The following is a 14,332-nucleotide window of genomic DNA, read 5'->3' as shown; positions in this document are numbered from 1 at the left end:
CCACAATGTAATCCTTGTCGATCAAGTCAAGTAACGGTTAGTATAATCCCTTATCAATCTTTCCAGGATTTAAAAGTATGCAAAAAAATGCGGTACGTAAAATAAAAGCTATGTTACAATTTTTGAATGTTGACGTCCCAACAGTTCTGTTTCAGTTTGTCCGACTTACGGGTTATCGTTTTATTTCTGTCTTTTAACCCTGTTTTAACCCTAAAATTAATCAGAAGATGCTACCTTGCGAAGGAATAGAGAGGCTCTTTGTTCTCCCTCTTCGACTAATTATAAATCGAAATCTTAAAATGAAAGTGTTTAAAAAGCTACAATTTTCGCTTGTTGCTTCCTTATCAATGATATTGGTGCAGCATAGTCATGCAGCGCCAGTCTGTCCTTTTCCACTTGTCAATACGAATACGGCACATCCGCTGGCGCAAGATCAGAACCTGATGCGTGCCATGGAGCTGGTGAATCGATCAGTAGATGTCTATTTTACGGCAGACGGGCACATTATGCATCGTTTTTATAATCCCGATACAAAGATGCGCACGGAGGAAAAAGCAAGTGTCTGGATGTATTCTGCCTCGATTGAAGCTGTAAATGCAATCCTCCGTGCTCTTCAATTACAAAAAGATCAGGGAAACGAGGTGCTATTCGACCAATATTATGATCAGTATGTCCAATTATTAGATAAACTACATGATCATGCAGCTTATTATTTAGGCACGTTCCGTCTAATTTCGTTCACACAGACACGAGATTGGACAGTATACGCGGTAGACCGCGCTGCACAAAAAGGAGCTGCAAATGTAACTGGAGTGTTAAACGTTTATGACGATCAGATGTGGCTCATCCGCGAGCTGATTGAAGCGTATCACTTGACAGGAAAAGAGGCGTATCTCAACGAAGCGGAATACCTTACTGCATATGTACTGGATGGTTGGGATTGTACACTAAATGATCAAGGTGCGGAAAATGGAGGCATTCCTTGGGGCCCCGGGTATGTGACCAAGCATGCCTGCAGCAATGGCCCAATGATTAGTCCACTGGTATGGCTGCACGAGATCTATAAAAACAAAACAGACCTTGTCGAGCACAATTACGTTGATGCGCATGATAGAAAGACACGCCATTCTAAAATGGTACCGAAAAGCTCTTTTTATTTGGATTTTGCTAAAAGGATTTATGCGTGGCAAAAAGAACATTTACTAAACGAAAATGGCGTGTACGACGATATGATGGGAGATTGCTATCCGGACTGTACAATTGCCTATGAAGTGGTCAACGGAAAGAAATATCGTAAAAATACGCAGCTGCGTAGAGCGGTCGGTACAGCATTCTCCTATAACAGCGGAACAATGATATCAGGAGCTGCGGATCTGTATCGTGCGACCAAATCCGAGGTTTACCTTGAAGACGGCAAAAGACTGGCTAATGCGAGTTTCCAGTACTTTGCTAAGCTGGGAAGCCAAATTCCGGGTCATTATACCTATGCGTCAGACGGATTTAACAATTGGTTTAACGTGGTGTTGCTGAAGGGATTTTTCCAGATCTATCCGTTGTATGGGCAAACCGGGAAGTTTATGGATTCTTTCCAGCAAAATCTGGACTACGGTTATCGCCATTTCTTACGTTCTGGATTTTTACCAGCTGATTTGCTTGGAGGCTGGTATGCGGATCAAAACAAGAATAATATCGAGGGCATGTTTATGTTCGCTTATGCGACACAGTATGCGCTATTGTCGCAATATCATACGGTAAATAGAAAATAACTCAAACAATTATAAATATGAAAAAGGATATAGGGAAAACAAGGCGGCGGCTTGGCTCCTTGCTGATGCTTGTGGCACTAGGTATGCCGTCTGTCGGATGGGCCCAACAGAAAAACATAAGCGGTAAAGTTCTCGACAGCAATAATAAACCGATCGCTGGTGTAACTGTTTCAGTCCAGAATGCTGGTACCCGTATTGAGACCACGACAGATGCGGATGGCAATTACCATATTGTGGTCCCGGAGGGTAAAACGATTCTATTTAAATCGATTGGCTTTAACGCAAAAGAAGAGCTTACGGCGGGCAAGACCACAATAAATGTGGTGTTACAAAGCGACGATACACAGTTAGAAACAGTTGTCGTTGTCGGTTACGGAACGCAGAGAAAGCAATCGTTGACCGGAGCAGTCGCATCGGTAAAGGGAACGGAAATGCGGCAGACAAAAAACGAGAATCCCCAGAATATGCTGGCCGGACGGGTGGCGGGAGTTCGCGTGTGGCAAAAAAGTGCAGAACCAGGTGCGTATAGTGCCAATTTCGACGTACGTGGATTAGGTGCACCTTTAGTAGTGATTGACGGGGTGCCACGTACTGCAGAGGATTTTCAGCGACTTAACCCTGCTGATATTGAGGATGTTTCGGTGCTTAAAGATGCATCGGCAGCGATTTATGGTGTCCGGTCGGCGAATGGTGTCGTTTTGGTAACGACAAAGAAGGGGAAAGAGGGGCGGACCAGCATTAGCTATAATGGGTCCTATACCTTTCAAAAGCCGTCCGGTATGCCGGTATTGGCGGATGCGATAAGCGCAATGACTATTTACAATGAAAGATCAATGAACAATATCAATGGTGGTAGCCTGATCTATACCGAAAAAGATTTTGAAGATTTCCGAAACGGTACACGGCGCTCTTCGGATTGGACTTCGTTGTTATTTTCCAAATACTCGCCCCAGACACAACATGACATTAGCATTTCTGGCGGAAGTAATAAAATTCAATATTATATCGGTGGTGGCTATTCTTACCAGCAGGGCTTTTTTAAATCGGGCGACCTGAACTATAATAAATACAACTTACGCTCGAATATTAATGCTGAATTGGCTAAAGGACTAAAATTAGAATTGAATCTCAGCGGTATGGCCGATCAGCAAAACAACCCATATACAAGTTCAGTGGATATCATACGCAATTATTGGAAGCAGGGAATGTTGTTTCCCGCGTATGCAGATCCGGAAAATACCTTGCTGAATTACGAAGGCCTCGATCTGGAACAAAATACACTTGCAATGTTCGACTCGGATATCTCGGGCTACCGGAAGTTTAAAAAGAAAACGTTGCAATCATCTGCTGCCCTGAATTATGACTTGAGCAACATATCGCCGGCTCTCGGGGGATTTTCTGCTAAGGCATTGATCAGTTATGATTATCGTACAGATAATAATGCGATGTTTAGGAAAGAATATTATCAGTACGCCTTTAACAAGAATACGGGCGGCTACGATCGTAAACTGTATAACCTAAGCAGTCCCAATCAGATGAAACGGGAGTTTTTCGATAAGCAGCAGATATTGGGGCAATTTATCTTAAACTATGACCGTACTTTCTCGGGGCAGCATAAGGTGTCGGGAGTCATTGGCTGGGAGACACAGAAGAATGACGGAGACAATTTCTATGGTTTAAAAAATCTCGCATTCGCCACCGACCTACTATCTGCAGGTGTAGAAAATGGACAGATGACCTCCATGTACAATGGAGTAACAGATTATTATGACGAGGCTAAATCTGCTTTGTTCGGAAGGGCAAATTATGATTTTGGTGGTCGTTACATAGCGGAATTTCAATTTCGGTATGACGGATCATCACGTTTTGCAAAAGGTCATCAATGGGGGTTCTTCCCATCGGCCTCAGTAGGTTGGCGGTTGTCCGAAGAACCGTTTTTCAAGTCCATTGAAGAGCTTTCTTTTGTCAATCAGCTAAAGTTCAGAGCAAGTTATGGTGTCCTCGGAGACGATCAGTTCCCTGATTGGGATTTTGGCTGGTTGCCTGGATACGTCTACCCAGCAACCGGCGACAACGCCGAGAACGGGTATAACAATCATTATGCACCGGGCTATATCTTTGGCGGAAAGTATATTACAGGCGTCAGCCGTAAACCCATTGCGAATACGGCTATCACATGGTATAAAGCAAAAACCTTTAATGTGGGAATGGATTTTGAAGGATGGAATGGCCTCTTTGGGTTTACCTTAGATTATTTTGAACGAACCCGGTCGGGCTTATTTCAACGGCGGACAAGCGAGCTGCCCACTGTGATCGGGGCAACCGCTCCTCTGGAAAATGCGAATAGCGACCGGCATATGGGTTTGGAACTAGAACTGAAACACCGCAATCGGATCAATGATTTCGCTTATAATATTCGTGCGATTGCTACAGTAACTAGAAATAAGTACCTGACAGCCGTACAGAATGGACCCTATAAAAACTCCTACGATCGCTGGCGTAATGACAATTTCAACAATAGATATCAAGGCATACAGTTTGGTTATGAATCTGCTGGAAGATTCGAAAGTTGGGAAGATATCTGGACTTATCCGATTTACAAAGAACGTGATGTTTTACCTGGAGATTACAAATATTTGGACTGGAATGGTGATGGAGAGATCAATGGACAGGATGAACATCCTTTCGCTTTTGATCAGACGCCTTGGCTCAACTATAGCATGAACATCGAGACTTCCTATAAGAATTTTGATATGAGTTTACTATTCCAAGGCTCCGCCCTTGGCTCTATGGAATACAAAGAACCGTTATATGCTATTTGGGGGTCAAACGGTGGAGGTACATTAGAGCAATATCTGGATCGCTGGCATCCTGTTGATCCTACTGCAGACCCTTATGATCCCGCAACGGAATGGGTGGAGGGGTATTATGCTTTTACAGGTCGGTATCCTAAATCAAACTCCGAGTTCAATCGCGTCAGTACAGCGTATTTACGGTTGAAGAGCGCCGAATTGGGATATACGTTTCCTAATCTAAGTGCCTCGTCTACTATGCGTTTACGCGTATACGCTAATGCATACAATTTATTCACGATAACAGGAGTGCGTTTTGTGGATCCGGAACATCCCGATGACGACTTAGGCCGTATGTATCCCTTGAATAAAACCTACTCACTTGGCGTATCGCTTACTTTTTAGGTGCAACAGGCAACACTGAAAAAAATTTTACGAGCATGAATCTGATGAACAGGGTGGATACGGATCGTTAGCGATTTCATGTCACAGCAGGTTCTCATCAGTCTAAAAAAATAACTAGATGAAAAAGATACTTATCATATTAGCATTAATGAGTGCAGCCGGCTTTACCGGATGTGCTGATCTGGATATTACACCAAAAAATGTGGTTACAGATCCAGATCTGTTTAATACAACCGATGGTATGGACATATATATGGCCCGAATGTACAGCTTAATGCCTTTTGAGGATTTCAAATATATGGCCCAATGGGGGATCGAATTTAATGGTTGGCTAGGTGCCTTGGGTATTGAAGGAACAGGAGAGGCGGTGACCCGTGATGGTATCAGCACCTCTTTTACAGGTGAACGGACAGCCTATTGGGGACGAGCATTTGAATTGCTCCGGGAGGCGAATTACCTAATCGAAAACATCCCCAACTATAAGGACAAGTTTTCTGAAGAACTGTACAACCACTATTTAGGCGAGGGATACTATGTTCGTGCTACCGTGTTTTATGCGATGGCGAGACGGTTTGGTGGTATACCGCTGGTCACTAAGGTTTTACAGTATCCAAATGCCGCGGACAATCTGGAGGTACCGCGTGCTTCGGAGGAAGAGACTTGGGATCAGATAGGGAAAGATTACGACGAGGCTATTAAGTTAATGATGCCCAAAAGCCCCAAAATGGGATATTCCAATAAATTCGTAGCGTTATCTTTCAAGTCCGAAGCCATGCTTTATGCGGGAAGTGTAGCCAAATACAATGAAACTGTCTCCGGCCGTTTGACTGGCCTTGGACGAAAGACTGGGGTGCGGGTTATCGGCTTTGATGCAAGTACTGCAAAAGGGGCTGCCCAAAGATATTTTTCAGAGGCTTATACGGCTGCCAGGCGGGTTATGACGGAGGGTAGTTACTCCTTATATAAAAAGAAATGGGTAGCGAACGATAGGGAAGCCCAGTACCAAAATATGGTGGAAATGTTCAGCGACTTGAGCAGTCCTGAAAACATCTACGTGAAAGAATATGTATATCCGACGCTAACACATAGTTTTGACGCATTCAGTTCGCCTTTCACATTTAGATCTCCACTTTCAGCGGGCACATGTCCTACTCTTGATTTTGTAGAGCTTTTTGATGGATTTGACAAGTATGCTGATGGAACAGTGAAAGTAACGACCGGGCAGAGCAATAGTGAGGGAGAATACATCCTCTATGACAAACCCATGGATTTCTTTAAAAATGCAGAGCCTCGGCTACGGGCTTATGTGATCTTTCCTGATGACATCTTTAAAGAGCGCAGGATGGATATACGAGCGGGTGTTTATACTGGTGCAGCTCCCGTTAAACCATTTTTTACAGACTATTCCTACGCCACAGCGGACACGCGGTATCAGCAATTGAATCTCTACTCGGGTTCACCTAAGACGTTGTATTTAAGTCCTAGAGACGGAAGCGGTCAGCAAAAAGTGGATTACAACGGACAACAAATGAATGCTGCTGGAAACGAAGGACCGTTTTTTGATAATGGCGAGGCGACTTTGACAGGTTTCTATGTTCGTAAATGGCTCAATACCAATCCTGCAAAAGAAGTGGGTGAGGGGAAGTCAGACCAACCTTTTATATTGATGCGTTATGCGGAGATATTGCTAAATGCTGCGGAAGCGGCGGTAGAACTGAAAATGCTAGGGGTTAGTCCCGCGGATGGCAGCGATTTGTTGCAGACCGCTACCGATGCTATCAATGAAATCCGTTCGCGTGCGGGGGCCGAGCTACTTACCGGGATAATTTCGGGCGATAACACAGGGCGAGATATTGTTAGGAAAGAACGTCGCAAGGAGCTTGCATTTGAGCACAAATCCAAATGGGACTTGAGGCGTTGGCGGGTATTGCATTTCGAAGGACGAGATGGATTCTGGGGCAAACAAAAGGATAAAAACCTGTATAGTAATACTGAAAATTTCAGATTCAGAGGACTTTATCCTTTCTTCTCTACCGCGACAGGAAAATATTTTTTTGATGCACGTTTCCAATGGGTAAGTACAAAGACATTTCGCTATACGCCTGTTGATTATTATTTTGAAATACCTGGCGGAGAAGTAGCGAAAAGTGCGGTTATTGATCAACAGCCTAACCGCTAGACAGCAATAACCACAAAATGTGGAGCATCGCAATATATGCAGCTCCTTATGAATGGATAAAGTGTGAACCTTTTAAGTATACAACTAATGAAAAAATATATTTTAGGCACGTTGGGCATAATAGGTATGTTAAGTTCGTGCAGTCTTTTTGAGGCGGATAATTATGAAGCTCCCTCCGTGACGTTAAAAGGAACGGTAGTGGATGCACAGACTGGCCAGCCCGTGTTGACAGACCAGGGAAGTGAAGGGATCAGGGTTCGTCTGACTGAACTGAGCTGGGGAAATAATGTCGAACACAACCCAGATTTTTACTGTATGCCTGACGGTACGTTCCAAAATACCAAGTTATTCAAGGGTAACTATAATATCACGGTAGATGGCCCTTTTATTCCATTGGTACGGACCGATATGGACGGAAAGGTGCTGTCAGATGATAGTAAGAACATGGAGCTGAATGGTTCCCATGAGATAAAAATGGAAGTTCATCCCTTCCTTAAAGTGGAATGGGTGGGTGAGCCTACTGTACAAGATGGAAAAGTAAAAGCGAAGGTTCGGGTTACCCGTGCAGTATCTGAGGCATTTTTCCGTGAAAAGATCGAACCCATGGGAAGTTATAATGACGATTTTTTAAATGTTACGGATATTCAGCTGTTCGTTAGTTATTCCTCCTCCGTGGGATATAGAGCACGTGACGAACGTTGGTCCAGCAAAATAGAATATAGTGGTGATAGTTTTGACGCCAAGCTGGGGCAGGTGATCGAGATAGAATCTACAGGTAAGATCCCTGCTGGCCGAACGGTCTTTGTTCGCGCGGCATCCCGTATTAACTACGATACACCCCGAGGGACGGGAACACGCCGATGGAATTATAACGAAGCAAAACGTGTAGATATACCTTAAACGCAAACGGGAGTATTGAAGGATGATAAAACAAATCAATATACTGACACTCTTGGTGCTGATCGCTGCAACTGCTTCAGCGCAGGAAAAGGATTCTGTAAAGACAACCTTTCAAAGTTCGCGTGAATGGAGGCCAACAATCGATAACCGCGCGGACGCGGTCATGATTTATGGAACAGGAGGCAATCCCTCAGATAAGTCCCGAAAGGTTCCTTTTGAGCAAAGGGTGAAATCTTGGCGCGACCGGGGATACATTACCCATTTTATGACCGGCATTGCCTGGGGCGAATATCAGGATTACTTTACCGGAAAATGGGATGGAAAAATGCACCTGGACGAGGGGCAGGTCGATGTAAAAGGCGATACTATCTGGCATGGTCACATGGTACCCTATATCGTACCTACCGATAATTACCTGAAATATATCAAAGAGATGCATATTAAAAGGGTCATCGATGCTGGGATTAACGCTATCTTTATGGAAGAACCCGAATTTTGGGCCCGGGCAGGCTACAGCGAGGCCTTCAAAAAAGAATGGAGGAAATTTTATGGGTTCGATTGGCGTCCACAGCATGAATCGCCTGAAAATACATACCTGTCTAATAAACTAAAGTATGCTTTATATTTAAATGCGCTCAAGGAGGTCTTTACTTATGCAAAAGCCTATGGAAAGACCAAAGGAATGGATGTAAAATGTTATGTGCCGACACATTCCTTGATCAATTATTCGCAATGGATGATTGTCAGTCCAGAGGCAAGCTTGGCTACCTTACCTTGTGTGGATGGTTATATCGCGCAGGTGTGGACAGGTACTTCGCGGGAGCCAAATTACTTTAATGGAATAGCCAGGGAACGAGTTTTTGAAACTGCATTTTTGGAGTATGGTGCGATGGAATCAATGACTGCGCCCACTGGCCGTAAAATGTTTTTCCTTACGGATCCAATTGAAGACTGGCCAAGGGATTGGGCAGATTATAAAAAAAACTATCAGGCGACCTTCACTGCGCAGCTGCTCTATCCGAATATTGCCAATTATGAAGTGATGCCCTGGCCCGAGCGGATCTATGAAGGTCTCTATAAAACCAGTCCCCATAGTGACCAAAAAGAGAAAATACCTAGACATTATTCAACGCAAATGCAGGTCATGATCAATAGCTTAACTAACATGCCAAAATCTGCCAATAAAGTGTCTGGCTCTACAGGAATAAGTGTATTGTTGGCCAACTCGCTGATGTTCCAGCGCTTTCCCTCCCATGCTGATTATGACGATCCGCAGTTAGCTAACTTTTATGGCCTTGCTCTTCCTCTGCTGAAGAATGGGGTTCCTGTGAATACCGTGCACCTGGAAAATATAGGGGTAAAGAATGCACTGGCTGAAACGAAAATTCTGCTAATGTCCTATTCAAATATGAAACCGCTGGCAGCAGAAGCACATCAGCATATTGCAGACTGGGTTAAAAATGGGGGCATCCTCTTATATTGCGGTACTGACAATGATCCATTTCAGTCGGTACAGGAATGGTGGAATACGAAGGGCAATCACTATCAACGCCCTTCTGATCACTTATTTGAAAAAATGGGGGTGTCTGCTATGCCAAAAGAGGGAACTTACCGTTATGGAAAAGGCACACTTCATATTTTACGTGCTGATCCCAAAGAATTTGTTGTCAAACCTAACAACAGTGGGCAATTACTCGATCTGGTAAAACAGCTTTATGACGTTCAGGGAAAATCCGAAAAATTGCAATTCAAAAACTATTTTACATTAACCCGTGGCGTGTATGATCTGATCGCTGTGTTGGATGAAAGCGTTAGCAGTAAGCCGTACGAGGTCAGAGGAAATTTAATAGACCTGTTTGACCCCAACCTGCCCATCATTACTTCAAAAAAGGTTCAACCCAACGAACAGTGCCTGTTTGTCAACATAGATCGGGTTGTAGATAAACAGAAACCACAGGTGCTAGCCTCGGCTAGTCGTATTTATAATGAAGTATGGAACAGCGGGCATTATGCTTTCTTAGCCAAAAGCCCAGCTAACACAACCAATATTTCACGTATATTGTTGCCGAGAAAACCAAAAAGCTTACTTGTCGACCACAAAGATGTTTTCGTTGAATCAGATTGGGATGCGAGGACAAATACTTATCTGCTGAGATTTGAGAACAATCCGGACGGGGTGCAGGTGGATATAAAATGGTGAATAACTTAGCGAATTACTTTATGTGAAGAGCCCATATCGTTTGTTGATATGGGCTCTCGCATCTGGGCTTACTTGGACTGTGCTTCCTGGAACTCAGTTGGGCTGAGGCCAAACTGTTTCTGGAAGTTCCGGGAGAAATGCGTTGCGGAACTATATCCCAGTAGATTGGATATCTCATAAACCTTATATTGCCGTAGGCTGAGTAGTTCGGCAGCCTTTCGTAAACGGGTCAGATTGATCAGTTCATTCGGCGACAAACTTGATACAATATTAATTTTCCGGTAAAGCGTGGGACGGCTCATACAAAGTATATCTGCCATTTTATCTACGTTAAATTGGGGATCATCCAAATGTTCCGTGATGATTTGGTCAATTTTTCGTAGAAAATCCTGATCTGGCTGATTTTGACCAATATGCTGTATCTGCGACATTGGATTTTTGATGAAAAACTCCTTCACTTTGATCCGGTTTTTTAATAAGCTCGCGATCTGAGCTCTCAAAAATGCAGGCGAAAAGGGTTTTTCGATATACGCATCGGCGCCAAACTCCAATCCCTGAATTTTTGACTCAATGCTATTTTTCGCAGTCAATAAAATGACTGGAATATGGGCATAAGCAATATCTTCCTTTATTTTTTTGCAGAGCTCGTAACCATCCATCTCGGGCATCATCACATCGCTAATGATCAGATCGAAATATTCAGACGACAATATGTTTAATGCTTCTTTTCCATTCGTGCTTGTCGTAATCTGGTAGTCTTCATTAAGATCATCGGCGATAAAATCAAGCAGTTCGGTATGGTCATCGACCAGTAATATATGGGATTTCGCATTCATAATCATGAGTTTGTATGGTGATTCAAAGGTAATGTCAAATTAAACACGTTCCATCCTAACTCGTCAGCATGATAAGATAGGGCGCCTTGGTGTTTCAATGTCAAAGACTTTGTCAGTGCCAGACCTAAGCCACTTCCATGAACGTTCCTATTTTGCTTTGAGCGGTTGAATGGTTCGAAAATTCTTTCCCTATCTTTCGGCGGAATTAGTGTACCGTCGTTTTTCACGGTTAATATAAGCATATTTTTCTGTTTATCAACCTTTAGATCGACTTCTATACATTTTGAGGAGTATTTTAGCGCATTATTGAAGAGGTTGTAGCAGATTTTGTCGAAAGCTTCAGCATCAATGTAGCCCATTATGGAGGGGGTAATGGAGGATTGTATGCTCTTTTCCTGGGCTTGGGCTGTGATGCTGAAGTTACTCAGAATATCCTGTACAATCTCACTGATGTTCTCGAGTTCAAAACGCAGTTTAAAGCCTTCGGCCTCAACCTTTCTGAAATCCAGCAGCTGATTGCTGAGGCTAATCAATTTATCGGTATTGTTTTGCATCGTGAGTAACAGTTTGTCGGTGACGGGATTATGTTCTACTTTGTCCATCAGCTTTTCCAATGGCGCTTTAATTAAGGTGAGCGGCGTACGTATCTCATGGGCTACGTCGGTATAAAAATTGATTTTTGATCGATATAGTTCTTGCTCCCGGTGATTTTGGACGGTTAGAAGATGCTGTCTATTACGCTGTTTAACCTTTTCGTTAAAATGATAGAAAACAAAGGCCACTAGTCCGAAGAAAATTAAGGCATAACAGATATATGCCGGCATACTGGCCCAGATCGGCGGCAGAATCACAATTTCAAGTCTGGCGAAAGTGGGTATTGTATTTCCATTGGGATCTTTGGCCTTAATGGTAAATATATACTTGCCGGGTGACAGTTTAGTGAAATACGCGCGCTGACCACTGTTGATGTCTACCCAATTTTCGTCAAGGCCTTCCATTTGATAACTATAATGTATAGAATGCGGAGCTTGATAATGCAGTGCGGCAAAATCTAGGCTGAATGACGACTCATCGTGTTTTAACTGGATTTTGTCTGTAAAGAGGATAGACTTTGACAAAATGTTACTATCTGTATCGAGACGTATCATTCTGTTGTTAACCTGTAGATTCGTGATATAGATGGGGATATCAGTGTTATAGTTAATGGCATTGAGCTTGTAGGGATCAAATCGAATCAGCCCGTTGATCGTTCCAAAATAAAAGTTTCCGGCATCATCGTTAAAAGATGAGTTATAGTTGAACTGAACTGTGGGAAGACCGGATTCGAGGTTAAAAATCCGCTTTTTGCCATGTAATATATTGTATCTTACTAACCCTTTTGATGTACTTACCCAAAGATTATTCTGACGATCTTCGAGAAACGCCAAGATGACGTTGCTGGGCATTCCCTCATTTATGCCAATTTTCTCGAAACCTTCGCCTTGGGGCAGCTTTTTTGCCATACCACCTTCTGTTGCCACCCAAATCTGATTTTTGGAATCTTCAAAGATACTATTGATACGGTTGTTGGGTAATGAGTGCTGATCTGCCGCATGGTGTCTGTAGTGTTTAAAATATCCGCTTCTTGGATGATAACAAATCAGCCCATCACGCCAGGTACCTAGCCAGATATTGCCTCGTTTGTCTTCCCAAATGGTCGTATAAAACATATATGCTGGTACATTCGATATCAGGTGAAATGTTTTCGTGTTAAGATCAAATCGATAAAATCCGCGTGTAGATGCCGCTAATATGTCTCCATTTCGGGTCTGTTGTATGAAGAAAAGAAAATTGCTTTGCAGATCCGATTTAACAGAGCTATTTCTATCAATATGATAGGTGACGCGCTTCGCCGTCGCATCGAAGATATCCAGACCATTGACAAAGGAGCCCACAAGCAGCTTATCCTGGATCGGAAGGATACCATGTATATTATTGTTGGCTAGGTTGCCTTTTTTTTCCGAATAGTTTTCGATATTGCCAGAAAGTGGGTCTAATTTAGACAATCCGCCATTTTCGGTACCGATCCATATATGACCCGAAGCGTCTTTTCTGATAATACGGACAACGGATCCCTTTAGGCGGCCCGGCTGCTCCCCCGGTAAAAATTTCTCGATGATGCTGTTATTTTTATGATAGTAGTTGATTCCACCAAAGTAGGTGCCTATCCAAATGCCCTGATCTTTATCTTGCAAAATATTATATACCGCATTATCAGAAATACCCCATGGATTTTCCCGTTCTTTTTGAATATTGATAAAGGTTTGGCTGTCAATTCGGTAAATAAAGAGGCCAGATTCAGTGGCAAACCAATATTCGTTCTCATTTGGTTGCAGGATATCCCGTACATATAGGAACTGGTGCACGTGATCAGGTCCCAAAATAGATTTCAGAATTCTGGATTTCAGATTGTATGTATAGACACCTGATTTAGAAGTGCCTATTAATAATTCTCCTTGCCGGTTTTCCGCAATTTTCTCAATACTAAACCAATCTTTCGCACCGTATTTTAGTTGGAAATCGAGCATCAAAAATGGCCGGCCGGACTTGTCTACTTGGAACATCTTGCCTTCAGGTGTACCAAAATATATGTTTCCATTTTTTGTGCAGCTGACCGATGTGATATAGAGATCTGATTGGGTAATCTGTTTGGTGATCTGTTTGATCAGATCGTGACAATAAAGCATACCATTGGAGATAAACCAGATTCTTTGTTTTTGATCAGTGATGATCACCGGTACGTCAGCGTTTTCAAACTCTTTGCTGAGCAATCTAAATTGTTCGTCTACCGGATTATAGCAATAAATACCCTGATCGGTGCCGACCCAGATATGTTTATTAAAGTCTTCTCTTAGCGAAATAATGTTGTTGCCGCCAAGGCTGTTTTTTTCGGTGGTCGAAGAATTAAAATGTCGGAAATTATGTCCGTCAAATCGGTTTAAGCCATCCTTTGTTCCAAACCACAAAAATCCATAGCTGTCCTGCATGCTACAGATCACTGCATTGTTGGATAGACCTTCGTTGATCTGATAATGGTTAAAATAATAGGGCTGGGCACAGACCAATTCCCCCACCAACAACAGAAAAAGAATAAACAGAGATTTTAGGTTTGCCATGATCATTCACATATTGATACAAAATAGCGTTAAAATGAAACAAATTAATCATATTAAAATTAAAATATTTAGCACTTTAGGCGATAGATTGTAATTGCT

The 14,332-nt window shown here is 42.8% G+C and carries 7 protein-coding genes; 5 read left to right on the top strand and 2 right to left on the bottom strand.

Annotated features, from left to right (window positions below):
- Window positions 1-299 precede the first annotated feature (299 nt).
- The 5 genes from FGL37_RS24815 to FGL37_RS24795 all read left to right on the top strand — a co-directional run bounded on the left by FGL37_RS24815 (window position 300) and on the right by FGL37_RS24795 (window position 10,242).
- Window positions 300-1,766: a glycoside hydrolase family 76 protein gene (locus tag FGL37_RS24815; RefSeq protein ID WP_037532196.1), complete on the top strand. Its 1,467-nt coding sequence runs from the start codon at window positions 300-302 to the stop codon at window positions 1,764-1,766.
- A 17-nt stretch (window positions 1,767-1,783) separates the two neighbouring features.
- Window positions 1,784-4,963 (top strand): SusC/RagA family TonB-linked outer membrane protein, encoded by a 3,180-nt coding sequence (locus FGL37_RS24810; RefSeq protein ID WP_037532192.1) that lies wholly within the window; start codon window positions 1,784-1,786, stop codon window positions 4,961-4,963.
- A 118-nt stretch (window positions 4,964-5,081) separates the two neighbouring features.
- Entirely contained in the window at window positions 5,082-7,142 is a 2,061-nt protein-coding gene (locus FGL37_RS24805) for a RagB/SusD family nutrient uptake outer membrane protein (protein ID WP_028068619.1), read from the top strand.
- Between the two features lie 87 nt (window positions 7,143-7,229).
- Window positions 7,230-8,042, top strand: a complete 813-nt coding sequence (locus FGL37_RS24800; RefSeq protein WP_028068618.1) for a DUF3823 domain-containing protein — start codon at window positions 7,230-7,232, stop codon at window positions 8,040-8,042.
- A 22-nt stretch (window positions 8,043-8,064) separates the two neighbouring features.
- Window positions 8,065-10,242: a hypothetical protein gene (locus FGL37_RS24795; protein ID WP_028068617.1), complete on the top strand. Its 2,178-nt coding sequence runs from the start codon at window positions 8,065-8,067 to the stop codon at window positions 10,240-10,242.
- Window positions 10,243-10,310: 68 nt separating this feature from the next.
- On the opposite strand, the gene FGL37_RS24790 is transcribed toward FGL37_RS24795, so the two are convergent.
- Window positions 10,311-11,078 (bottom strand): response regulator transcription factor, encoded by a 768-nt coding sequence (locus FGL37_RS24790; RefSeq protein WP_232048772.1) that lies wholly within the window; start codon window positions 11,076-11,078, stop codon window positions 10,311-10,313.
- Window positions 11,079-11,080: 2 nt separating this feature from the next.
- Window positions 11,081-14,233, bottom strand: a complete 3,153-nt coding sequence (locus FGL37_RS24785) for a ligand-binding sensor domain-containing protein (RefSeq protein ID WP_160169456.1) — start codon at window positions 14,231-14,233, stop codon at window positions 11,081-11,083.
- Window positions 14,234-14,332: the final 99 nt, after the last annotated feature.

Source organism: Sphingobacterium thalpophilum (assembly GCF_901482695.1).
Classification (GTDB): domain Bacteria; phylum Bacteroidota; class Bacteroidia; order Sphingobacteriales; family Sphingobacteriaceae; genus Sphingobacterium; species Sphingobacterium thalpophilum.
The sequence above is the reverse complement of the archived record's forward strand: the minus strand, read 5'-3'. Positions and strand labels throughout refer to the sequence as shown.

Excerpts from the sequence above, each read along its gene's own strand:
- FGL37_RS24810 (WP_037532192.1), top strand. The coding sequence starts at position 1,784 with ATGAAAAAGGATATAGGGAAAACAAGGCGGCGGCTTGGCTCCTTGCTG.
- FGL37_RS24795 (WP_028068617.1), top strand. The coding sequence starts at position 8,065 with ATGATAAAACAAATCAATATACTGACACTCTTGGTGCTGATCGCTGCA.
- FGL37_RS24815 (WP_037532196.1), top strand. The coding sequence starts at position 300 with ATGAAAGTGTTTAAAAAGCTACAATTTTCGCTTGTTGCTTCCTTATCA.
- FGL37_RS24805 (WP_028068619.1), top strand. The coding sequence starts at position 5,082 with ATGAAAAAGATACTTATCATATTAGCATTAATGAGTGCAGCCGGCTTT.
- FGL37_RS24790 (WP_232048772.1), bottom strand. The coding sequence starts at position 11,078 with ATGAATGCGAAATCCCATATATTACTGGTCGATGACCATACCGAACTG.
- FGL37_RS24785 (WP_160169456.1), bottom strand. The coding sequence starts at position 14,233 with ATGGCAAACCTAAAATCTCTGTTTATTCTTTTTCTGTTGTTGGTGGGG.
- FGL37_RS24800 (WP_028068618.1), top strand. The coding sequence starts at position 7,230 with ATGAAAAAATATATTTTAGGCACGTTGGGCATAATAGGTATGTTAAGT.